The organism is Paenibacillus nuruki, from assembly GCF_001721045.1.
Taxonomy (GTDB): Bacteria; Bacillota; Bacilli; order Paenibacillales; family Paenibacillaceae; genus Saccharibacillus; species Saccharibacillus nuruki.
On the sequence record NZ_MDER01000038.1, the window covers coordinates 1 to 23,205 of the forward strand.

The following is a 23,205-nucleotide window of genomic DNA, read 5'->3' on the forward strand; positions in this document are numbered from 1 at the left end:
CTTAGTAAGTGATATTAAAAAAAGAAACATCAAAAGTTTATTATTAACAGTTGAGTTCTATGATTTATCTAAATATGAAAACAAAGATGATTTTGAGAAACAATTAAAAAAAATTAAAAATCCAACATTATTTTCTATGCATAAGGAAAAAACATTGCTTAAAAAATATAACATTAAAATAGATAATAATTAAATTATGAGGAGGAAACAAAATGGCAACAGATTTAGAATACTTAGAAATGGCTGAGAATCCATATGAAAATGATAAAACTCAACTTTTTATTCCGAAGAGCTAATAGCGTTTTTTTAGATACAGAAAGAGACTAAGTCGCTCTATATGTACATATGTACAAAATACGAGTTTTGTGATTATGTATATATGATTTGAGAATACTTATGTTTTGTACTATTTTATATCTATAGTTATTACTCATATATTGTATATCCTGCTAGCTTTTTATTATTTAATAATTGCTAATCTTAATTTTCTTATTGCCGCTATTTGATACTTTCAATATTTAATTACATTGGTTACTAAAGTTATTGTATTTAAATACATATTTATTCTTTAATTTAATTCATCTATTGATTCTAGCAAATTACTGATCATTTTTTCTATGTAAAGCTACTAGAAATTTTTGTAAGTTATCTAAAAAGATATTACGCTCTCCACGCTCAATTTTGTACCTTTCAATGGACATTATCATTATTCCATCCTGCTCCACATCCAATCCAACCTAGTTATCACCCGATGAATTGAACTTCACAGCTACAAAGACGCCATCTTTTGAGGTTAATCTGTAATAATCAAAATTTGTATGATTTGGGTAATGCTTGTTAGACTTTGATGAAGCTTGATATTCAATGATTATGTTCATTATATAAAAAGACCTCTTGTAAGTTCAAAAAATGCACAAGAGGTCTCCCAAAAAATTGATTTAATAATTAGCTTACATCACGCAGTCTTCAGACTTTGATTTTGCGACCTTTCCAACTCACGGAACGGAAAACATTCACCCTGATAAAGGAATATAAATAGATGCCTATAAAAAACGCAAACCATATCGGGTAAACAATAAAAATCGCTTTTTTGAAGTCCCCGACTCTGCCGGCAAACCATCCTGTCTGAATGGCATACAGGACATATAATATCCCGCTCAACAGGATCGCAGCAGGATTCCATCCTATTAGGGAAGAAACTAGAGCGGATGCAGCAATGAAACTGCCAGATATCCATAAGATGACCATGAACATGACAACCGGATGCGTCGATTTGGAACCGACGGCAAAACTTTTACACCAGCCCTCGATCAGACTGCCAATGCCTTCGGGATACATGCGCAGAGATATAATACCTTTCCCCCCCAGGCAGCGTACAGGAAGATTTTGTTCAAGAAACGCCTCTCCTAGTGCCAGATCATCCATGATGGCTCCTTCGATTTTCTTATGCCCTCCAGACAAAAAATAATCATCGCGATTGCATAAAATACACGGACCGAACGAACCAGCCGTTTTAAAACGCGAACCCCAAATGGTAAACAGATTCATTCCGGTTACAACGATAATGTTAAAAATAACAGAAAGATGTTCATACAAGCGCTCTACCGTATGAAAAGGTTGTAGCGCTGTAATACCTCTGGCTCCCTTTTCCTGATAAAACTGAAGCAGTTTGTTAAGCCCCTCTGGGCTTTCGAATTTGGTATCCGCGTCCAAAAATAATAACCAGCTTCCTTTAGCTTGTTCGGTGCCGTACCAGCAGGCTGAGGATTTCCCCGCTCCTTCGTTCTGCAACACCTTTGCACCGAAGCTTTCCGCTACAGCAGCGGTCTTGTCCGATGAATCGTCATCCACAACCAGAATTTCGAATGAGGTAAACCGCTGCTCCTGTAGGGACCGCAGTAAAGGCACGATCCTGCTTTCTTCATTTCTAGCAGGAATAATAATAGATAGAAATGGTAGATTGGTTGCACCCCTAGAGGAGGCAAGAGGTACAGGTAGCGACCAGAACACGAGGAAGCCGACTATCACTGTTCCGAATCCAATCGCTAGTTTGATAATGTCCAAAGTCGTTATAACATTCGCCCCCTTTCTTTATTTCACCGAATAATCAAACAGCTTGCCTGTATCATCTTGGATCAATTCTTGGGCGGCAATTTTGGCAGACAGAAGTACGATTGGAACGCCAGCGCCGGGATGTGTACTGCTTCCAGTAAAGTACAAATTTTCGCAATCGCTCGCTTTGCTTTGCGGACGGTAGTGGTTGCTTTGTTTTAAAATAGGCTGCAAACCAAACGAAGCACCATTATACGCATTGAACTTGGAACTAAAATCCAGCGGTGTGATATGCGTTTCGGTCACAATCTCATTATCCACATTTTCAAAACCACGAATCTTTTTCAATTCATTTAGGATGTAACTGCGATAATAAGTAACCGTCTCCTCGTCCCACTCATAATTGGATTCGGTTGCATTTGATACAGGCATCAGAATATACAATCCATCTGTTCCTTCAGGAGCCATGGAAGGATCTGCTTTTGACGCAATATACACGTAAAAAGAAGCATTCGTCAGTTTTTTTCCATCAAAGATATCATTGAGATTCTGGTCCATATCCTCATTGAAAATAAAATTATGCACATGGTCAGTTTCTTCATACTTGCGGTTCATACCGAGGTACAGCAAAAAACAGGAGCAAGAATATTTCATGCTGTCAACTTTCTCGTCGGTATACTGTCCTTTGGCAGACTTGTCTTGTACCAGATGTTTGATTGCATAAGGAAAGTCTGCGTTGCAAACAACATAGTCCGAAGAAATGTTTTGTCGGTCCACGACAATCCCTTCCGCTTTTTGATTTTGAATAGATATCTGCTGTACATCTTGACCGTAATGAATGATTCCTCCAAGCTCTTTGAAGAGTCTTTCCATCGACAAAGCCATCGTATACATCCCGCCCTTAATAAACCATACTCCATATAAAAATTGAAGCATCGGAATCATTGTATAAAAAGAAGGGCTAGTCAGAGGTGAAATGCCGATATATAACGTTTGAAAGCTGATCATCTGTCTCAGCCTTTTGTTCTTGATATACCGACCGACAAATTTATCCGCGGTATCGTAAGGTTTTAATTTTATTGCCTTTTTCAGCATTGGGAGGTTATAAAAGTCACTCCTTTTACGGAAAGGTCTGGGAAGAATATAATTTTTAGCAATGATGAATTTTTGATAAATCTCATGCAGATACCGAAAAAAGCCTGCTGTATCTTCTTCACTGATCGCTTCGATCGTTTTGGTCAGCTTGGTCATATCGGAGGAAATGTCAAAAGGCTCATCAGGAATATCACTAAAATAAGCCCGATAAATCGGATCTAGTTTTTCCATAGGAATATAATCGTCCGGGTCGCGGCCGCACACTTCGAATAGTTCCCGATAGATTTCTGGCATCATCACGATGCTAGGTCCCAAATCGAATTTGTATCCTCCGTCCAGTTCGATCCGGTTCATTTTACCACCGGGTGTTAAACCTTTTTCGTAAATTTCTACTTGGTAGCCAGCAGCCTGAAGCCTGATGGCAGAGGCAAGACCCGCCACCCCGCTTCCGATGACAATTACCTTTTTACTCATACAAAATCCTCATTTCCACATCCTATTTTCTTTGTTCCGATATCGATTGTTTACAGAATCCTCTTTCTCAACTTCTTCAAAGCTTTCATGTTTCGTTCCGAATAAGGCGGGAATTTGCCTGGAAAGCGTAGATAATGGTACGTTCGAACGCTCGTTTTTTCATAGCTAAAAGCCAGAAACCCAGCTTTGCCATGGTAAGCGCCGTATCCGCTTTGGCCAACTCCGCCAAACGCAATATGGGGACTCGCCGCATGATGAATGACTTGATTAACGCTGATCGTCGAGGAACGCATATATTCGTTAAATCGCCCAATCTGATGTTTGTCAGTGCTGAATATGTATCCAGTAAGAGCATCGCGCTGAAGACTGCCACCGGATAATAACGAATTCAAATCGGTATAGGGAATAACCGGAAGAACCGGACCGAAAATTTCTTCTTCCAGAACGGAACTTCCCGGCTGAATATCCGTCAACACGGTTGGAGCGATAAACCGGTCGGCTTGATCATACGCACCGCCATACTGAACGGTGCCCTGTTCGATAAAATTTATCACTTTTTGAAAATGGGCTTCGGTACAGATTCGCCCATAATCTTTGCTTGTCTGAGGCTGCTCTCCATAGAAATCAGAAAGCACCGTATAAATTTCAGCCAGCGTTTTTTCGTAAACGGAGCGCTGAACAAAAAGGGTATCCGGCGCAATACAAGTTTGGCCGGCATTGATGAATTTTCCCCATACAATGTCCTTAACAGCGGCTGCCGAAAAACCCGTTTCATCAAGAATACACGGGTTTTTCCCGCCGAGTTCCAGAATTACTGGCGTGAGCTGCTTGGCTGCCTGATCCGCCACCCGCTTACCAGTTTGCCCGCTGCCTGTGAAAAAAATTAGATCAAACGGTGCTGTAGTCAGCAGGCTGGCGGTTTGCGCATCTCCTGTTACCACGTGCAGTTGTTCAAGCGGAAATACCTGATTGATGATTTCTTTTAGCAGCTCGGCTACTGCCGGCGCATATTCGGACGGCTTGATAATACAAGAGTTCCCTCCCGCGATAGCTCCGATCACAGGCATTAGGGTAAGCTGGACCGGATAATTCCATGAACCGATAACCAGTACGCTTCCGTACGGATGTCTCTTTTTTCGGAGTGATTCGATATAGCCTAATTTCAAGTACCGGGAACCTCGGGTACGATTCCATTTATTGATATGCTTGCAGACGTAATCGATTTCGTTCAACAGAACGGCAATCTCCGATGAAAAAGATTCAAATGCCGGTTTACCCAAATCGGAATAAAGCGCATCCGTTAATTCTTTTTCGCGTTCCACAAGAATATTTTTCAGCTTTAAAAGCTGTTTTTTACGCATCTCGTTTGAAGGGCTGCCTTGGCGCAGTAATTCTTCACGCTGCTTTTCAGGCAAGGTCTTCAGAAAATGATTTTCATTGTCCGGCATGTGAAACATCCCTCTGCACAATTTTTTTGCTGACCAGCTGGCCGCTTAACGTAACCATCGGCATTCCGCCGCCCGGGTTTACCGTTCCGCCTACAAAATATAGATTGGTATAGCGTTCGCTTTGTTTGGCATGCTTGAATCCTTTATTTTTTTTACGATTTGATACCGTTCCGTAAATAGCACCGCGGTCAGAGCCATACATCTTTCTGATATCTTCTGGTGTCCACATATCTCTGGTCACGATATTGGCTCGCAGATCGTGTAAGCCCATTTTTTCCAATTTGATCAGAACTCGCTCGGCAAATTGCTCATAGTCCTGCTGAGTGAATGGTTTCTGATCCCGTATGTAAGGAATATGGGGCAATACTTTGATATTTTCGTGTCCTTCAGGAGCCTGCGACGGATCGGTTTTATTAACATTAACCAAGTAAATAACCGGGTCCTCGGGCAGGGTATGTTCATGGAAAATGGATTGCATTTGCTGCTTCATATTTTCCGCAAAAAAGAAATTATGATGGTGAAGCTGAGGGTAGCTTTTTTTCACGCCTAAATGCAAAACAAGACCAGAACTGGCCGGTTCGAATTTTTTCTTTAATTTGTCTACAAAGCGGCTGTCTTCGTCCAGTAACCGTTCGTAAACCGGGATGACCTCCATATTGGAAACGTAATAATCCGCAGTCAACTTTGTTCCGTCTTCCAAAAAAGCTCCCGTGATTTCGTTATTATTTTTTTCGAGTTTGACGATGGGTGTCCCGAGATGGAAATGAACTCCCACTTCTTCAGCCAGCTTCACCAAACCGTTTCCCAGTTTATTCAATCCACCGGGTACATACCATAATCCCTGATCATGTTGCATGTAAATCATCATATTCAAAACGGCCGGTGCGTCGTAAGGCGAAGAACCTACATATTTGATGAAGTAGGACAGCATATCGCGCAATTGTTTATTGCTGATCCGCTTGTCGATTGCTCCATGAACAGTAGAAAACAAATCGAAATTTTTTAACGCACCAAACAGACTCGTATGCTTCATAATTTCTCTTATGTTATCTACACCATGCTTAAAATAGGTTTTGTCCGTCATATTGTAGATCCTTTTGGAATATTCAAGCAGATCCTGATACTCGCGTATATCTTTTTCACTCAGAGAGTCGTTCTTCTCCTTCATGTCCTGTAGATTTTCATATAAGTCGATGATGTTTCCATCAGGAAAAAAGGAACGCCATTGATGATTCAGCTTTTCGATCTGCACATAGTCCTTCATTGATTTGCCACTCGCAGCAAACAAATTCTCAAACACTTGAGGCATTGTCAGAATAGACGGGCCCAAATCAAAACCGAAACCGTCCTGGTCCAGTCGGTTCAACTTCCCTCCGATGTGATTGTTTTTTTCATATAAAGATACCTCATATCCTGCCTGTGCCAGCGAAATTGCAGCTGACAGTCCTCCAAGTCCGCCTCCGATAACCACTACGTTTTTGTTTGTCGTTTTCACTTGTCTTGTTTCTCCTTCCATCAATCAAGAATGGTGTTCATTGTTGCGCCAAGCCGGCACATGTCTTACTTTATTCTGCATACCGCTCATTCGCCGTTTCTCTGATTTTACGTGCAATCATTTCCCAGGCTTCCTCCGCTTTTTCTTTTGGACCCAGTTGGGTAAAAGCGTGCTTGCAGTCTTTGAATACTTTTTCCTCAATATGTACCCCAGCTTCCTTTAATTTCTCTGCATAACATTCCGCTTCCGGCCTGAAAGCATCATATTCTGCGATGAGAATAAGGGCAGGTGCCAAATGGTCGCTTACGACAGCGCGAACCGGAGAAGCGAGAGGATGTTCTGCTTGACCTTTTTCCGGGACATAGCACATGTTCAAAAAGTGAGCGGCCTGGGGATATCGTGCCCGCCATTTGTCCGTTTCCGGCTTGTTGGCATGCGGAGTCGCAAAATCCAGCATCGGGCATGACAACACTTGAAGCAACGGTTGCTTTTCCTTTTTTTCCTCCAAATAGAGACAGAGCGCAGCGGCCAGATTGGCTCCTGAACTTTGTCCGCCGACCATCATTTTTTCCGTGTCAATGTTCAAATCGTCGGCTCTGCTCTGGATCCACCGAAATACTTCATAGACTTGTTCGAGTGCGTTGGGAAAAGGGTACTCCGGCGCTTTTGCGTACTCCACATTCGCAATGATGCATGCTGTCCGGTTGGCCAGATAACGACAGTACGGATCGTCCATCTCCTTTTCGTGCATGATGAACGCTCCCCCGTGAAAATTAATATACAACGGGAGTTTTTTCAGTTTGGATTCCGAGGGATAGTAGAAGGAAATATCCGTGAGTTTTACAGATGTCTCTACTTTCATCTCTTTTTTTTCCTTCACTGGCTCGAAGGGAAGCATGGGCATCTTTTTCGCCTGATTGGGGAGAAGACGAAGTAACCTTGCAGCCATACGGGTGAACGTGAACATAAGGATAACCTCGCTTTTTTGCCATTTAAACTAGAAATGAATCGTTTCTAACTTTAGTTCTCTAATGCTATTACCCTTTTTTCCTTTAAATGTACTAATTTTAAAAAATGTCACGTCAAATACTGATTAATCAGCGTTTGACGTGACATTTTTGTGAAGAATACTTTATACGTAGAAAGCGTCACTATGATTTACTAGAAAATTTCCAACCCTAACAAAACATACATTGTCTATCCCAACTCTGCTTATATTCTGACATTAAGCCCAAATAACAGATTGTTTTCGAAGAAAGCGAACATTTTCTCAACACATTAGATTAGAACATATGCTTCACAAAGCTCTAAGCCTTACGAAGCATATATCTCTCACTCAGCTTGGATAGCATATCTTTCGTCATCGCCTTCAAGTCATAGCGGGCATGAAATCCCCATTCTCTTGTAGCGGCCGTTGCATCAATAGAATGCGGCCAACTATCTGCGATCGCTTGTCTCTTGGGATCCACATTATAATCAAGGACGAAGCCAGGAATCTCCTCTCGAATCGCCTCAGCGATTGCCTCTGGGTCAACACTCATTGCAGTGACATTAAATGAGTTCCGATGTACTAACCGACATGAATCCGCTTCCATTAAATCAATGATAGCGTCTAGCGCATCTGGCATATACATCATGTCCATATTCGAATCCTTCGCAATATATGATGTATACCTTCCAGCCGTCACGGCTGCGTAATATATTTCTACTGCATAATCGGTTGTTCCTCCACCGGGAGGTGTCATATAAGAAATTAAGCCAGGGAAGCGTAATCCTCTTGTATCCAGGTCATATTTATGAAAATAATAATCACACAGCAGTTCACCTGATACCTTATTCACACCGTACATCGTATTTGGTCTCTGGATGGTATCCTGTGGGGTATTATGTCTTGGAGTCGAAGGACCAAAAGCTCCGATCGAGCTAGGTGTGAAGAATTGGCAACCGAGCTCTCTAGATACCTCAAGTGCATTCATCAATCCGCCCATATTCAGATTCCAGGCAAGCAAAGGCTTCTCCTCTGCCGTTGCTGACAGCAATGCAGCCAAATGAATGACAGTATCGACTTCATATCGCTTGGCGATTTCGAACATTGCCTTATCATTCGTCACATCCAGCAACTCGAATGGTCCAGAGCGAGTGATTTCATGGGTAGATGACTTGAGATCTGTAGCAACAACGTGATCCGTGCCATATAGCTCACGTAGCTTCATCACTAACTCTGAACCGATCTGACCGAGTGCTCCCGTTACCAATATCTTTTTCATCAGACATTCCTCCCGAAGTAGACTCCCACGTATGCATCTAGATCAGTTTCATTTCCTTACCGACTTTCTCATAAACAGAGATCACCTGATCTAGCATTTCCTTCGTATGGACAGCCGTTGGCATATTACGTATTCTGCCAGTTCCTTTTGGAACAGTTGGGAATACGATGGCCTTGGCATAGATACCTTCTTCATAAAGCCGCCTGCTGAACTGCTGGGTAGTCACTTCATCGCCGATGATACACGGAGTGATCGGCGTTTCGCTTTGACCTACATCATATCCAAGCTGACTCAAGCCATGCTTTAACTCCTTGCTGTTCGCCCATAGCTTCTCAATCAGTTCTGTATCACTTATTAAAATATCGACTGATGTGCTACAAGCAGCGATTGCAGCCGGTGGTAGTGAGGTCGAGAATAAGAATGGACGGCTTCTCAGCTTCAACCATTCGATCAGTTGTTTCTTACCAGCGACATAACCGCCAACAACGCCGATCGCTTTGGATAACGTACCGATTTGAAAATCAATGCGGTCGGATAACCCGAAATACTTGACGGTTCCTGCACCTGCTCCTAGAACCCCCGAGCCATGGGCATCATCCACATACGTAATCAGATCGAATTCTTCGGCTATTTTTGCGATTTCGGGTAGCTTAGCTATATCGCCATCCATAGAGAACACGCCATCGGTGATGATCATAATTTTATGATATTGTCCTGATTCTGTAGCTTCTTTCGCCTTTTGCCTTAGATCATCCATATCTGAATGCTTATATCGAATCACCTTGGCTCTCGATAAGCGACAGCCATCAATAATTGAAGCATGATTCAGTTCGTCTGATAAAATCGCATCATGCTGATCCATTACCGCAGATATAGCAGCCATATTGCAGTTAAATCCCGATTGATACACGATAACAGCTTCTGTCTTTTTGAAATGCGCAAGCTTATCTTCAAGCTCAATATGCAGATCCATCGTACCATTGATGGTTCGCACAGCTCCTGCGCCAGCACCGTATGTCTGCGCCGCCTTCACTGAAGCATCAATCAGGCGCTGATCGGTTGCGAGTCCCAAATAGTTATTGGAAGACAAATTGATCAGAGACTTTCCATCAATCTGAATAACAGGCCCATTCGCACCCTGTAGCGTGTCAATGACGTTATACAGACCTTTCGTCTTTAGATCCTCGATATTCACAGTCAAAAATTGTTCTAATGCTTGACTCGACATTGCATTCCCTCCCTAACATACAAATGTCCTTTTCCAAGAGACAATATTTTACTTAGTAAACGCTTACAATGTAGATATTATGCTGATTTCAATGTATCATCTTTTTTGTTTTTTGTACACACATGAAGGACATATCGTATACACACCCCTCTTATCAGAAAGAAGCACTTTTTTTAAATAATCTTGTAACTCCAGTATAAGAATGATCATCTAATCTCTAACTTTAAAACCCTAAATCCTCAGTTAAACACATCATTCACATGAATCGTCTATCTAGTGATCCAACGTGCTTTATCACTCATCAGTAACTCGACTACATTGGCGTTCACCCAAACGACCAAATGCATTCATACAGCGATAAGACTCGATTCATTCCTCGGATTTACCGTCCATGAATAGATTGGTATGATTGGTGGCACTTATACGATCAACCTACCTTGTTTGCATTCACTAACTACGTTTCTACTCATATTACCATCGTATCTATAATCTCGATAAACGGGGTCAATCGAAGAAATGATCTAATAGCGACTGTGAACTGTATATTTAGCTTAATAAACAAAAATAAGAGCAATCCGCAAAGGGATACTCTTATTTTTAGATTGATTATTAGTTAGACGATACACTCTCAGAATTGCCTCAGAACGTATACGATTCCCCGTCATTAGGTACATGAACGTTAGCAGACATTCCTTTTTTAATAGCAAAGTTTCTTAGATCTTCTCTTGAGAGATTCCAGTGATTCACGGCTTCCATATGAACAGAGATAATTTGAGATTTTGGAGTAGCTTGATATACATTGTAAATGTCTTCCTCGTTCATAACCAGTGAACCGCCTTGCATAAACTGGTTGTCTCCACCGTTTACTACAATGATTTCGGGTTGATGCGTCTGAATAGTCTGTTGAACTTCTTCATACCAGACCGTATCTCCAGCGACATATAACGTTTTTTCAGTGGGATGCTTGAATACTACACCGCATACTTTGCCTGCCATATTCAAAATTTCTCCACGTCCGTGCTCGCCTTTTGTTTTGATTAATTGAATACCTTCGTATACGGTATCTGTTTGTAGCACTTCAACATTTGTAAAACCAGCGTTTTGGATTTCTTGAGCATCTTCTTCATTTTGTGTAAAAAGCTTTATTGCTTTCGGTAGAGCTTCTTTAGCTGCATCATCCCAGTGATCGATATGCAAGTGAGTAACAATTACTGCGTCTACCTCGCTAATTATTTCCTCGATTGAAAGAGGTAAAGCGACTAGAGGATTTTTTTGATCTTCTCTAGCGGCATTAGGAAAAGCAGGAAGTGTGCCCTTTTCAGATAAAAATGGATCGACCAGAAATTTCTTGCCTGCATATTGAACGATAAGAGTAGCATTACGGATTAATTGAATATTCATTTTATAAAACTCCTTTTATTTAGATACGATAAGTACATATTAAGATTTGTAGAAATAGGTATTTCATTTCTGTACAACTTTTAGCGTATAATCAAATGATAAAGGTTATTTGGATTTCGGAAAACAACCTGACGAAACCATTTCGTAATAAATCATTTCAAGATGAAAGGATTTCTATATGCAACTTGATCACACGGATTATCAGATCCTTCGAATATTAGCAGAAAACTCACGTATTCCTTGGAAAGATCTTGGAGAACAGATTCATATGACCGGACAAGCGGTTGGCAATAGGATCAAAAAGCTTGAAGATAACGGCGTGATCCACTCCTACTCTTTGATTGTGGATGAACTCAAGCTGGGTCTTGCTTATACAGCGTTTGTTATTATTACGATGAATAGTGCCAATCACAAATCTTTTATACATTTTATTGATGAACGGGATGAAGTTATCGAAGCACATCGTATTTCTGGAGAAGGTTGTTATCATTTAACATTGAAAGTCAGTTCGCAAGACCAGTTAAATGATTTTCTGGATGCGTTACTTGTCCATGGCAATTACAGTTTGAATTTATCGATCCAAAAAGTTAAACAAAGCGATGTATTAACAGCCATATTAAAAAATAAAAGTAACTCTTATTCATAATCTTTATACAAAAAGGAGCCTGCAACAATGGGTTCCTTTTTATTGATTACCTCATATCCAATGACAACCTCTCTCTATCATCCTAATCTCTTTTTTCAAACTACATTTGACTACTCATTCCTTATATCGTATTATTCTAATATAACGATATAAGGAGAATTCATATGGACACTACTGCTTTTGATGTAAAAGATCTAAAACAATTTGATGAACCTGCCAATCTATTAAAAGCTTTATCCCACCCTATTCGCTTATGTATCGTGCGTGGACTGATACGCAAACGTAAATGTAACGTTTCATATATGCAAGAATGTCTGGATATTCCACAATCGACGATTTCGCAACATTTACAGAAGCTTCGCAGTACAGGGATTGTCACCACAGAGCGGAGCGGACTAGAAGTGAACTATCTGCTTGCAGATCCACGAATTGAACAGATCATCCATATTTTATTTGGAGAGGAAGATTGCGAATCATGAATCCAAAAAGTCAAAAAGTATTGATTGTTGGCGGTGTCGCTGGAGGAGCATCGGCGGCTGCACGTTTACGCCGACTTGACGAGCACGCCGAGATTATTATGTTTGAAAAAGGGCCTCATATTTCTTTTGCTAACTGTGGATTACCTTACTATATTGGGGGTTCTATTACTGATCGTGAACGTTTGCTTGTACAAACGCCAAAAGGAATGGCAGATCGCTTTCAAATTGATGTGCGGACACAAAGCGAAGTGGTTGCTATTCATCCACATACACGTACGATCCAGATCCAAAGTCTTGAAAAAGGATTATATGAGGAAAGTTATGATAAGTTAATTCTCTCTCCGGGTGCTCGTCCTTTCATTCCAAATCTACCGGGCAATGATCATCCACTCCTTTATACGGTGCGCAATGTAACGGATATTGAGCGTATCAAAGAAAAAGTTACTGCTGAAGATACACAATCTGCTATCGTCGTCGGTGGAGGATTTATCGGTGTAGAAATGGCAGAGAACTTGCGCGAAGCAGGTCTAGATGTAACCATGATTGAAAGTAATGCACAGCTACTAGCTCCATACGATCCTGAATTGGCAGTGTTACTGGCACAGGAAATGGAGCAACACGGTGTGAAGCTAATGTTCAAGCAACGGGTTATAGGCTTTCATTCCCATCAGTCAGGTATCGGGGTTGAACTTGAAAGTGGACAAAATCAACATGCTGATCTCGTGATTCTTGCTATCGGAGTTACACCAGATACTACCTTTTTACAAAGCAGTGGTATTGCTCTTGGAGCACGTGGACATATCCTTGTAAATGAAGCGCTTGAAAGTAGCTTGCCGGATATCTATGCTGTTGGAGATGCTATTGAGGTTAAAGACTATATTCACGGAAACCAGACAACCATTCCGCTCGCAGGCCCTGCCAATAAACAAGGTCGTATTGTTGCTGATCGGATCGCTGGATTGAATTCTACGTATAAAGGAACCATGGGCACCTCGGTTATTAAAATATTTGAATTGACTGCTGCTTCTACGGGGAGTAACGAGAAAACGTTAAAACGTCTTGGGATAAACTATCAGAGCGTTATCGTTCATCCTTCTTCCCATGCTTCTTACTATCCCGGTGCTAGTGCTATTACACTCAAGTTGCTATTTACGCCGGAAGGTACCATTTTGGGCGCTCAAGCGATCGGTTATGAAGGGGTAGACAAACGCATCGACGATATCGCTACAGCTATTCATTTCAGAGGGTCTATTCATGATCTGGCAGAACTTGAATTAAGTTATGCTCCGCCCTATTCTTCGGCTAAAGATCCGGTTAATATGGTTGGTTATGCAGCTGAAAATATAGTTTCTGGACGTGTACAGGTCTTTACCTATGATCAATTACCAGAACGTCGCCCTGATCAGACGATTCTGCTCGATGTACGTAGTGAACTAGAACATAATAATGGACATATTCCCGGCTCATTGTCTATTCCGGTCGATGAACTTCGTCAACGACTTAGCGAACTGGATATGTCTAAAGAAATCTGGGTGTACTGTCAGGTTGGACTACGTGGTTATACAGCTTCACAGATTTTGCGACAATATGGGTTCAATGTGAAGAACTTGAGTGGTGGTTATAAAACATACCGTATGGCTCAATTCCAGCCAACTCCTTTTTCATCCCAAGGATCAGACAACAATAATAGTCACAAGAAAGAAGACAATGTACAAACATGGACTGTAGACACAAATACATCGTCTAACAATGAACAGAAGTCTATCCAACCTATGCATATAGATGCTGAACTCGATGTACGTGGTCTGAGTTGTCCGGGACCTTTAATGCAAGTGAAAAAATCGATGGATCAATTGCCCGATGGACAGACGTTGCGTATACAAGCTTCTGATCCCGGATTTTACGAAGATATCCAAGCATGGGCTACAATGTCTCGCTCGAGTCTACTCAAGTTAGAGCGTGGTAACAGTGGTGTGATTGAAGCTGTGGTCAGTAAAAATATAGTACAACCTAATCCTGAACTTGTAACTGCACATGCTTTAGAAGCCGATCCTGCGAGTACCATGGTTGTCTTTAGTGGTGATCTGGACAAAGCGATTGCTTCTTTGATTATTGCTAATGGTGCAGCTGCAAGTGGACGTAAAGTCACGATGTTCTTCACGTTCTGGGGATTGACTGTTATTCGTAAACAATCGCCACAACCGATATCCAAATCAATGATGGGTCGTATGTTCGATATGATGCTTCCTCGTAGTAGTCGTAAGCTACGTTTATCTCAAATGAACATGTTGGGTGCAGGTCCTAAAATGATTCGTGGTCTAATGAAGCATCATAATGTTCCTTCTCTAGAAGAACTGATACAGGGTGCTGTCGATCAAGGGGTAGAAATGGTCGCTTGCCAGATGTCGATGGATCTGATGGGCATTCACCGTGATGAGTTAATGGATCATGTTAAAAGTGTTGGCGTTGGTTACTATTTGGGAGAAGCTTCGCAAGCGAATCATAATCTTTTTATATAAATGGAAACGACTTGAAGTAAACGTAAAAAGGAGTGCTCATGAAGAAGCACTCCTTTTTTATTTAATCCTATGATAGAGATCAATCATAAAATAAGCACATTTCATACAAAATGATGTTGTTATTCCGAATGCATGTGTAATGCTTCTTGCTCATAAGATTGAAAAGCATTTTCCAAGCCCATAATCACATCTTTTATTTTCATATATCCTTTGGTGTATGTCTCAGAATCTCGAATTTCTTCCCACATATAATGATACTGTTTGATATCTTCGGTCTCACAGACGACAAAATCGGTAAACTCTTTCCCCGGTAAAGCTTCCGCATCAAAAAAACGTACTGTTGTGGATGAACGATACTTATTGATAATTTCTTGCAACCCTGCTGCATGTTCTCGGCGCTCTTCTCGTGGTAAGGCTAACCAAGAAGGATAAAACTCCAGTAAAACAATCATCATTTGTCGCATACTTCTTTCACCTCATCTAAGTAATGTTTACTATATCGTTGCTATATCCCCAGTCTAACGTGCAAGATTTCAAACTGCATTAACATAGGTTAATGATTCTCATGTAGGATTCGGCTAAGTGACACAGGTGAGATGCCTAAGTAAGAAGCGATATGATATTGAGGTATCCTTTGCTCAAGTCCTGGATATTTTACTAAAAAAGCGTGATAACGTTCTAACGCTGATAGATATAATAATTCTCGTTCACGTTCTTCTTTACGGATATAAAGTCGTTCTATAGCTGTTCTAACAAATCGTTCCCAATTATGGCTTCGATCCATAAGATTTTGTAAAGTAGAATATGGAATCTCAATGACAATAGAATCTTCTATTGCCTGAATCGTATATTTCGAAGTTGATCCAGTGATCATAGCTCCATAAGAGGTTGCAAAATCATTTTCTAACGTAAAAGCAACATTGTATTCTCGTCCATCTGGTAATATGTAATACAAGCGAAACAATCCTTGTGTGCAAAAATAAGCATGCTGTACAGGTTCATCCGATTGAATAATAGCCACTCCACTAGGAATAGACCTCACCCTTGTAGCATGAACAAACCATTCCCATTCTGTAGAAGATATTGAAGCTTGATCAGCCATAGCTTGTAGTGTTAAGTAATGTTGTTGCATGGTGGTTTCCTCTTTCTTCAGTAAATGACATACCTTATATAGCATTATTGTAATCATATACATAAAAGAGCGCTATATTAGCGCTCCTAAATGAAGTACGGTATAGATCATTTGCCCATAATGCAGCCGTACATATAGCTACGATACCGATTAACATGACCAGAATAACACGCTACTTTTTCCGCATATTCTGCCCTCTCTGGTTGCATCATCAAGATCTATTTTTGTTGTGCATTGTCTTTCATGTGCTTCACATTTTTATCTAACTGGTCTAATACTTTTTTGAGCATATTAAATTCGGTCTCACTAATATTGGTTAATAGTTCACTTGCAAAATGCTCTTTCTCTGTTTGCGAAGTTTCAATAACTTCTTTACCATAGTCAGTTAATTGCACTAAAATAATACGATTATCTCCATCTTTGCGTCTTCGTGAGACTATCTTGTTATCTTCAAGCTGTCTCAAATGCCTCGCAACAGCTGCTTTATCAATCGTCACTTTTTTTTGTAGATCACTTTGGCTAATTTCAGTTTCCTGATATAGTAAGGCAAGTATTTCAAAGCGAGATTGGCTGATACTAATATAAGCATCGAATGTAGTATTGATGGCATTGTTTACACTATACATTTGGTATAACAACGCACTTTCTTCTGACCAATCTTTCCTCAAAACCATCCCATCTTTCATTATGATATTTATGAATATACGGATAACGTCCCATCGTAATTGATCACCTGTCCATTATGATTCTCATCATCTAATACATAATTAACGATAATCTCAGCAGCTTGAGCAGTCGTTTTCACAAAATCTCCGGTCATATTGCCATTTAGATCCGTAGATACGGCTCCTGGCATAATAGCGAAAATTTCTACCGGTATATTGTCTTTCTCAAAACTCATTCCCCATGATTTGGTCATTACATTCAAAGGAGCTTTTGCTGTCTGATAAGCAAAGGCATTAAAGAATGATAACGGCTCAATAGGAATACTGATATTTTGAATGATGCCTTTATTTGCAATCAACAAAGGTAATAATCCTTTGGAAAGTGCAAATGGGCCGATAAAATTCACTTGATGGGTAGTCAAAAGTTCGTCCACTTCAAATTCCCAGCCTACTTTATGCATATCTCCTGGAATACCTGCATTATTTACCAAAAGACTCAATGCTGGATAGCTCTGCTTAATCGTCGCTACCGCTCGATCAATACTTTGCAGATCAGCTACATCGATCAATAACAACTCTGCATCACCAAATGCTTTAAGCGCATGAACAGCTGTTTCTCCACGTTCCTGATCTCGTGCTCCAACCAGAACATGGTAACCCGCTTGTAGTAAATGTTTGGCAATTTCAAATCCAATACCTTTATTTGCTCCTGTCACTAATGCTGTTCTGGTCATGTATATTCTCCTTTTTTATAGTTCATGTGTATCAAAATAAATATCGTTGATTAATCAACCATTGATATATCAACAGTCTATAATATGTTTTATTAAATAGCAAGTTCTTTTATTTTATAATATAAAAAAAGAATAATTTAACAATTAAGGTATATTAATGAATATAAAATTATTATATACTTTATTTGTTATTCCAATATCTATGTATTAACGAATAAAGGGGGAATTGAGTACATACTAATCTATTTTACGTTTGAAAGGTTGTAACTACTTTGAATATGGCCTTATGATCTGACTTACGTAATTCAACTACACTTATACTGGAGGTTTTATAATGAAAAAATTATCATCTTTATTGCTCTCTGCTACGTTATTCGCTTCTATTCTCCCGATGACATCGGTATCTGCGGCAGATATTGATCAATCTCAAGTGGTATCAAGTCCAGCAACAACAGGTGATCAAGCCCAATCGTTGCAATCTTCTTCTGCTCAAGCATCAGTGAACTATCATAGTATCCGTTTCTCTATCGATTTTATGGATACAATTATGGCAGGTAATAGCGAACCTCGTGGACGTTTTTTCCAAGCTGTTGAAGAAGCTGTCGGAGCACCTGTTATTTTTTATGATTTTTGGAGTGAATTTATAGTAATCAAAGTCATGGATAAGCAGTTGTCTCCTGAAGAAGCAGAAGTAGTCAAAAATAAATTGAATAGCTTGAAATGGATCAACGAAACGTATGGTATTCCATTAGAGCAAGATATCATTACCGATGTTTACTGGTTTGATCGCTGGGCTTAATTAGTAATATAACAAAAGCGTGGAAGCAGATAATTGTCTGCTCTTCCACGCTTTATTTTTTTCTGTTTTTTACTGGTTATTGATGACTTTGCTTGTAGAGACAGAATTTAAACCTTTATAGCATATCAGAGATAATAAGCTCACTATAAAAATAACGATTCCGAATGGCTGGGCAGAATATTCTCCAGCAAGTCCTACCAGTGGAGAAGTAAATGAACCTAATAAAAAAGGTAATACACCCAGTACAGCTGAAGCACTTCCAGCGATATGACCTTGCGATTCCATAGCCAAAGAGAATGACACAGGCCCTATCAATCCAATCGAAAAGCCAAACCAAAACAGAGCGATGACTAATCCGATCAACGATCCGTAAGATAACGTCATCACAAGAATAACGGCACTGGCTACAAAAGCAGACATCAATCCAATCGCAAAAATGCGCCGTTCCGCCATATGCCCTGCCAGATACTTTACCAATTGCGATCCTAACATAATCGCTACTCCATTTAGTGCAAATAGAATCGAAAATACCATAGGCGAAACTCCATAAATATTCTGATAAATAAACGGAGTTGCTGATACATAAGCAAATACTCCGGCAAACAAAATCCCATTCCCCAGTGCATAACTCATAAATGACCGATCACGAAATAATTCTTTATAATTTCCAATCACTTGTCCAAAATGACCAGCTACACGCTTTGAAGCAGGCAAAGTCTCGGTTATCCCCCATAGGGTTAACAACGTAAGTACAATACCCAACAGCCCCAAAACGATAAATATATGATTCCATGAAGTATATGCGATCACTCCACTGCCAGCGAGCGGTGATATAAGTGGAGCAACATTGCTAATCATCGTTAACAGTGAAATGAATTTAGTTAATTCTGATCCATTATAGAGATCCCGTACAATTGCACGAGAAATAACAAGCCCTGCCGAAGCTACAAACCCTTGAACAAATCGAATACCGATAAACAGTTCAATATTAGGCGCAAAAGCACAAGCGATTGAAGAAATAAAATAGAGAATCATCGAAATTAATAAAGGATAACGTCGTCCATAGATATCACTCAAGGGCCCCATCACTAACTGACCGATCCCCAAACCTAATAAGCTAGCGGTTAATGTCGTTTGAATCATCGATGTATTCGTTTGAAAATAACTCATAATTTCGGGTAGAGACGATAGATACATATCTACAGTAAATGGCCCCAATGCAGAAAATGAAGCTAACAACAATGCAAATCCAAATGTATTCTGTTTAGTAGTGACTTTCATTTTTTTCTCCTACCTCAACATACTAAGCTGTCTGATCAAGCCAATCTATAATCAATCTTTATGTGACATAGATATAGATAGATCACGATAAGCATTAACCTGTGCTTGAAGATCAGCAATCTTTTGTTCTGCAATAGCGATAGCATCAGCACCAGCGATAAAGCGATGCGGTGGTTGTTCCTCATTAGCGATATTTATTAGAGCTTGTGCCAATTTAGCTGAATCGCCAGCTTGTTGACCATTTTGAGATTGATAGGACTGTTCATTCATTCCTCTACGTTCCGAGTAATCCTCAATCGAAGGATCAGCATAAGTTGAAGATTGCTCTGTTAACAACTCGGTACGGAACATCCCTGGATTAATAATGGTGGTATGAATACCGAAAGGTATAACCTCAAATCGTAATGACTCCATCCATCCTTCTAAACCAAATTTAGATGCGGCGTATGCCGTATTGAACTCGAATCCAGCAAGTCCTGCTCCGGAAGAAATAGACATAATATGTCCTGCACGTTGCTTACGCATCACAGGTAATACCGCTCGCGTAACATTCATTGGACCTATAAGAGCCGTATTGAATTGTGAGTGAATTTGATTCATCGACAATTCTTCGAAAAAGCCAGCATAGAAGTTAGCCGCATTGTTAACAAGAACATCGATTTTACCAAAAGCCTCCACTGCCGATTCGACTGCTACTTGAGTATCTTCTATATTAGTAACATCTAACTTGGCAATAAATAGATTTGGATGATCGCCCAAAGACGCTCTAAGATGATCTGTATTCCGCCCTGTTGCAACGACTTGATGACCTGCAAGGAGTGCTGCTTTAGTTATATCTAAACCCATACCTCGACCAGCACCTGTGATAAACCATACTTTAGATGTATTCATTTTGTTCCTCCTAGAGATATATAGATTGATTTTTGAAATGATATGAATATGTTTTAACCGACTAAGAATATCCTGTGTTCGTGCTCTGCTATTTATTTTAGCAAACGCATTTTATATAGCAAATACTCATATCTTATAATAAGATATGCTTGTTAAGCATTTCTAACTGCAAAAAAATATTAGGAGGAATAGGTATGGAGATCAGAGTGTTACGTTATTTTTTGGCTATTGCTAGAGAAGGAAGTATTACAGGGGCAGCGGCATCATTACATATGACACAACCTACGTTATCCAGACAATTGAAAGATTTGGAACAGCAATTAGGCAAAGCACTATTTGTGCGTAGTAGCCATCATGTGATTCTGACAGATGAAGGTATATTACTCCGAAAAAGAGCAGAAGAAATTATAGAAATGGTCGATAAACTAGAAGCTGAATTTCAATCTATGAAAGAAACAGTACGTGGTGATGTGTATATTGGTGGTGGAGAAACAGAAGCTATGAAGCAGATTGCACGAGGAGTTAAGCAATTACAGTTGAACTATCCTGATATCAAGTACCACCTCTATAGTGGAAATGCTGAAGATGTAACCCAACGATTAGATAAAGGATTACTTGATTTTGGCATTTTGATTCAACCGGTTAATATATCTAAATATAATTACATCCATATCCCTGCTACCGATGTCTGGGGCGTTGTTATGCGTAAAGATAGTCCACTTGCTCAGAAAAAAACGATCCAACCAACCGACCTGATAGACTTACCGTTGATCTGCTCAAGGCAAGTCATCAAGCAATCGTTTACCCAAAATGAATTTGTAGATTGGTTTGGGGGTCTATTTGATACATTGAATATTGTGACTACGTATAATCTTGCTTACAATGCCGCCATTATGGTAGAAGAAGGCATTGGATACGCTTTAATGTTAGATAAGATTGTGAATACGTCTAGCGAGAGCCCACTTTGCTTCAAACCACTTGAACCCCGACTGGAAACGGGTTTAGTGATGGTTTGGAAAAAAGATCAGATCTTTTCAACAGCGGCAGATACATTTTTAAAAGAAATTCAGGCTAGCCATGGAACAAATACGTAGGTTATGATTTCCCGACATTAATGATCTTTTTGATCCATGATGGCTCACTGGTCGCTGCTCGAACAAGACAGTCTGCGCAGTCTACAAAGGATAAAGGACGAAGTGGTGCAATACGTGTTAAGGGGCCTGCTGTATATGTTATAGAGTTAGCGGTATGACTCAGTACAGAAGGACGTACAATTACCCAATCTAGCTTACTTTCTATTACTGCATGCTCAGCGATCGTTTTGTCTTTGATTGCTTTTGAGAAAATAAATCGCATAGTACGTACTGCACTCTGATTTACAGCCGAAAGTTCTTTTCCATTACTCAAATTAATCCCGCTTTGCATCACTAGACGTTGAACTCCTGCCTGCTGACAAGCAGATAAAATATTCGGTATCCCTTCTGACATCACAGTACCCGGTGAAAAATTGGCTGCAAGAACATTCAAGAACCCTTTGGACAGCGGATGACGTGATGAGAAGTTGGTCGTTGGGCCGATGCAACTGATCACTACGTCTGCACCTATCATAGCTTGGATCATACTAGATGTATTGTACACATCTCCCTGATAAACATGGAGCTGCTCGGTAGGTGCAATTACTTCTGGTCGACGAGCGACAGCGGTAACTTCATGATCTAATTCAAGTAAGCGCTCTACCACTTTCTTACCTGTGGCTCCTGTCGCTCCAATAACGGTAACTTTCATTTCTATATTCCTCCTTAGGTGATTACATGAATACATTCGGTTCAAAAATGCACACTCGTGCATTAAGGAACAACTATGTATAATAGTAAAGAGAACTACAGCATTTACAATGATTAAAAATATAATTTCCGTGTATTAGTTCACATTCTTTTTAGAACTGTGCATTAAGATAAAGAAAGATGGTGCTTCAGATATGATACAGATCGATCGAAGAGTACGAAAATCGCAAAAAGCCATCAAATCAGCTATTATCGACCTCATGATTGCCAAAAAGTTTGACCAGATTACGATACAAGATATTGCGGATCAAGCAGATGTTAGCCGAAGAACAATTTATTTGCATTATACCGACAAATTCGATTTGTTAGATAAGCTGATTCAAGAACATATTGAAGAGATGCAAGAAATTTGCAATACAGAAGACATGAATGCTACTTATATGGAGTCAGCATTATTATGGTTCGAATACTTTGAAAGTCAGTACTCATTCTTCTCTGCCATGCTAGCTAGTAAAGGAAGTTCTTTTTTTCGTACTCGATTCTTAGATTTTTTTCTTCAAGAATTAGAACAAGGCATAATAGACGAAGGAGGTCGAAAATTAACAGAAGGCGATTATGTAGATATTCAGTTTTTAGGAGCGGCTATTTTAGGTGTAGTGGAATGGTGGCTAAAGAATAAGAAACCTCATCCTCCCTCTTTTATGGCTGAACGATTGGGATTATTACTTGAGCATCATTTTGAATTATATGTATATCCATCTCCCAGTTTATAAAAAGTTTATATTTAATTTAACTCCTGTACAGAAATAGTTTGC

At 40.0% G+C, this 23,205-nt stretch carries 22 protein-coding genes; 7 read left to right on the plus strand and 15 right to left on the minus strand.

Going from position 1 to position 23,205, the window contains the following annotated elements:
• Positions 1-193: hypothetical protein (locus tag PTI45_RS24135; protein WP_175425166.1), on the plus strand; the 193-nt coding region annotated here is incomplete at its 5' end.
• Between the two features lie 773 nt (positions 194-966).
• Here PTI45_RS24135 and PTI45_RS10635 read toward each other — a convergent pair.
• The 8 genes from PTI45_RS10635 to PTI45_RS10670 form a co-directional block, all read right to left on the minus strand.
• The gene (locus PTI45_RS10635) at positions 967-2,064 is read right to left on the minus strand and encodes a glycosyltransferase (protein ID WP_083243464.1); all 1,098 of its coding nucleotides are present in this window, start codon (positions 2,062-2,064) and stop codon (positions 967-969) included.
• 27 nt (positions 2,065-2,091) lie between these two features.
• Complete coding sequence (locus PTI45_RS10640; RefSeq protein WP_069327557.1) at positions 2,092-3,621, minus strand: phytoene desaturase family protein; 1,530 nt, start codon at positions 3,619-3,621, stop codon at positions 2,092-2,094.
• Positions 3,622-3,671: 50 nt separating this feature from the next.
• Entirely contained in the window at positions 3,672-5,069 is a 1,398-nt protein-coding gene (locus tag PTI45_RS10645) for an aldehyde dehydrogenase family protein (RefSeq protein ID WP_069327558.1), read from the minus strand.
• On the minus strand, positions 5,056-6,564 hold the full coding sequence (locus PTI45_RS10650) for a phytoene desaturase family protein (RefSeq protein ID WP_069327559.1): 1,509 nt from the start codon (positions 6,562-6,564) through the stop codon (positions 5,056-5,058). Before PTI45_RS10650 ends, PTI45_RS10645 begins: the two co-directional genes overlap by 14 nt.
• 70 nt (positions 6,565-6,634) lie before the next feature.
• Positions 6,635-7,513, minus strand: a complete 879-nt coding sequence (locus PTI45_RS10655; protein WP_342672118.1) for an alpha/beta hydrolase — start codon at positions 7,511-7,513, stop codon at positions 6,635-6,637.
• A 358-nt stretch (positions 7,514-7,871) separates the two neighbouring features.
• Positions 7,872-8,831 carry an L-threonine 3-dehydrogenase gene (locus PTI45_RS10660; protein ID WP_069327560.1) on the minus strand — a complete coding sequence of 320 codons (960 nt, stop codon included), beginning with the start codon at positions 8,829-8,831 and terminating at the stop codon, positions 7,872-7,874.
• A gap of 37 nt (positions 8,832-8,868) precedes the next feature.
• Positions 8,869-10,059 (minus strand): glycine C-acetyltransferase, encoded by a 1,191-nt coding sequence (locus PTI45_RS10665; RefSeq protein WP_069327561.1) that lies wholly within the window; start codon positions 10,057-10,059, stop codon positions 8,869-8,871.
• Positions 10,060-10,698: 639 nt separating this feature from the next.
• Positions 10,699-11,460 (minus strand): MBL fold metallo-hydrolase, encoded by a 762-nt coding sequence (locus PTI45_RS10670; RefSeq protein WP_069327562.1) that lies wholly within the window; start codon positions 11,458-11,460, stop codon positions 10,699-10,701.
• A 178-nt stretch (positions 11,461-11,638) separates the two neighbouring features.
• Between PTI45_RS10670 and PTI45_RS10675 the strand changes: the two genes are divergently transcribed.
• The 3 genes from PTI45_RS10675 (at position 11,639) to PTI45_RS10685 (ending at position 15,104) form a co-directional block, all read left to right on the plus strand.
• Positions 11,639-12,106: an Lrp/AsnC family transcriptional regulator gene (locus tag PTI45_RS10675; protein WP_069327563.1), complete on the plus strand. Its 468-nt coding sequence runs from the start codon at positions 11,639-11,641 to the stop codon at positions 12,104-12,106.
• 164 nt (positions 12,107-12,270) lie between these two features.
• On the plus strand, positions 12,271-12,585 hold the full coding sequence (locus PTI45_RS10680; RefSeq protein ID WP_069327564.1) for an ArsR/SmtB family transcription factor: 315 nt from the start codon (positions 12,271-12,273) through the stop codon (positions 12,583-12,585).
• Positions 12,582-15,104: an FAD-dependent oxidoreductase gene (locus tag PTI45_RS10685; protein WP_069327565.1), complete on the plus strand. Its 2,523-nt coding sequence runs from the start codon at positions 12,582-12,584 to the stop codon at positions 15,102-15,104. The genes PTI45_RS10680 and PTI45_RS10685 overlap by 4 nt, the downstream gene beginning before the upstream one ends.
• 119 nt (positions 15,105-15,223) lie before the next feature.
• Here the strand turns inward: PTI45_RS10685 and PTI45_RS10690 are convergent, their stop codons facing one another.
• The 4 genes from PTI45_RS10690 to PTI45_RS10705 all read right to left on the minus strand — a co-directional run bounded on the left by PTI45_RS10690 (position 15,224) and on the right by PTI45_RS10705 (position 17,635).
• A complete protein-coding gene (locus tag PTI45_RS10690; RefSeq protein ID WP_069327566.1) occupies positions 15,224-15,568 on the minus strand; it encodes a darcynin family protein in 345 nt (114 codons plus the stop codon).
• Positions 15,569-15,657: 89 nt separating this feature from the next.
• Positions 15,658-16,236, minus strand: coding sequence for a Crp/Fnr family transcriptional regulator (locus PTI45_RS10695; RefSeq protein WP_069327567.1), 579 nt, complete (start codon positions 16,234-16,236; stop codon positions 15,658-15,660).
• Positions 16,237-16,454: 218 nt separating this feature from the next.
• Positions 16,455-16,922, minus strand: a complete 468-nt coding sequence (locus tag PTI45_RS10700; protein ID WP_083243465.1) for a MarR family winged helix-turn-helix transcriptional regulator — start codon at positions 16,920-16,922, stop codon at positions 16,455-16,457.
• Positions 16,923-16,930: 8 nt separating this feature from the next.
• Positions 16,931-17,635, minus strand: a complete 705-nt coding sequence (locus PTI45_RS10705) for an SDR family NAD(P)-dependent oxidoreductase (protein WP_069327568.1) — start codon at positions 17,633-17,635, stop codon at positions 16,931-16,933.
• A 334-nt stretch (positions 17,636-17,969) separates the two neighbouring features.
• On the opposite strand from PTI45_RS10705, the gene PTI45_RS10710 reads away from it, so the two are divergent.
• Positions 17,970-18,434 carry a hypothetical protein gene (locus tag PTI45_RS10710; protein WP_069327569.1) on the plus strand — a complete coding sequence of 155 codons (465 nt, stop codon included), beginning with the start codon at positions 17,970-17,972 and terminating at the stop codon, positions 18,432-18,434.
• A gap of 69 nt (positions 18,435-18,503) precedes the next feature.
• On the opposite strand, the gene PTI45_RS10715 is transcribed toward PTI45_RS10710, so the two are convergent.
• Both PTI45_RS10715 and PTI45_RS10720 read right to left on the minus strand, forming a co-directional pair.
• On the minus strand, positions 18,504-19,715 hold the full coding sequence (locus tag PTI45_RS10715) for a multidrug effflux MFS transporter (RefSeq protein WP_069327570.1): 1,212 nt from the start codon (positions 19,713-19,715) through the stop codon (positions 18,504-18,506).
• Between the two features lie 51 nt (positions 19,716-19,766).
• Positions 19,767-20,606, minus strand: coding sequence for an SDR family NAD(P)-dependent oxidoreductase (locus PTI45_RS10720; RefSeq protein WP_069327571.1), 840 nt, complete (start codon positions 20,604-20,606; stop codon positions 19,767-19,769).
• A gap of 194 nt (positions 20,607-20,800) precedes the next feature.
• On the opposite strand from PTI45_RS10720, the gene PTI45_RS10725 reads away from it, so the two are divergent.
• On the plus strand, positions 20,801-21,700 hold the full coding sequence (locus PTI45_RS10725; protein ID WP_069327572.1) for a LysR family transcriptional regulator: 900 nt from the start codon (positions 20,801-20,803) through the stop codon (positions 21,698-21,700).
• 1 nt (position 21,701) lies between these two features.
• Here the strand turns inward: PTI45_RS10725 and PTI45_RS10730 are convergent, their stop codons facing one another.
• Positions 21,702-22,391 (minus strand): NAD(P)-dependent oxidoreductase, encoded by a 690-nt coding sequence (locus PTI45_RS10730; protein WP_069327573.1) that lies wholly within the window; start codon positions 22,389-22,391, stop codon positions 21,702-21,704.
• A gap of 193 nt (positions 22,392-22,584) precedes the next feature.
• Between PTI45_RS10730 and PTI45_RS10735 the strand changes: the two genes are divergently transcribed.
• Positions 22,585-23,163, plus strand: coding sequence for a TetR/AcrR family transcriptional regulator (locus tag PTI45_RS10735; RefSeq protein ID WP_069327574.1), 579 nt, complete (start codon positions 22,585-22,587; stop codon positions 23,161-23,163).
• Positions 23,164-23,205 lie beyond the last annotated feature (42 nt).